The sequence below is a fragment of the Methylobacterium aquaticum genome, from assembly GCF_001043915.1.
GTDB classification, from domain to species: domain Bacteria; phylum Pseudomonadota; class Alphaproteobacteria; order Rhizobiales; family Beijerinckiaceae; genus Methylobacterium; species Methylobacterium aquaticum.
Map to the genome: position 1 here is coordinate 1 of NZ_LABX01000508.1, position 785 is coordinate 785.

Consider the following 785-nt stretch of genomic DNA (forward strand, 5'->3'; position numbering starts at 1 on the left):
GTCACTTTTACCGTCGCCATCACGATCCCTTTCCCATTTCACAGTCGGCGCGACGATGTCTGCGCCGGCTTGAGAGGAGAGTTGGCAACGTGAGCCGGGACGGTCAAGGCGTAAGATGCCGAGGGCGGGACAGCCGTTCGATTCTCTCATGCATCCTCCCCCGCTCTTGCTCCGCTCTTGCACGAGCCCACCCGGAGGCCTGTCCTGTGCATGATTCCCGTTGCCCCTCGCCAAAGCCGTCGCTTCGCCCCATCTCCCACCGTGACCGGCAACCCATAAGGCGAGCGTCCGAGCACGCATGCCCATGAAGAGCCGGTGCCAAACGGGCCAGGCCGCCATCCGGCGATCGAGCCCCGAACCAGGCCGAGAGCCGGTCCTCTCGACGCCGGCCATGGAGGATATCACCACGTGACGCGCATCTCTCCGACCTTGCTTGCCTCCTTCGCCGCCCTGAGCCTCGGCACCGGTGCGTTCGCTCAGGATGGCAAATCCGGAACGCCTCAACCGAGGATCGGAGGCGAGGCCTTCGCAGCGCCCCAGAACGAGGCCACGGGCGGAGAGCCGGCCGAGACGGCACCCGCCAACACCACCTACAAACCCCTGCTGCCCAACCAGACCCGCGCTCCGAAGCCCCTCGAGGCCACCAAGGTTCAGAGCACCGTCGTCGCCAAGGGCCTCGACAGCCCCTGGGCCATGGAGTTTCTGCCGGATAGCCGCATGCTGGTGACGGAGAAGGGCGGAAAGCTGCGCATCGTCGCCAAGGACGGCACGGTCGGCCAGCCCAT

The 785-nt window shown here is 66.2% G+C and carries 1 protein-coding gene; it reads left to right on the forward strand.

Features of this window, described 5'->3' with window-relative positions:
- Positions 1 to 408 precede the first annotated feature (408 nt).
- The coding region (locus VP06_RS33510; protein ID WP_048468153.1) for a PQQ-dependent sugar dehydrogenase at positions 409 to 785 on the forward strand (377 nt) is incomplete at its 3' end.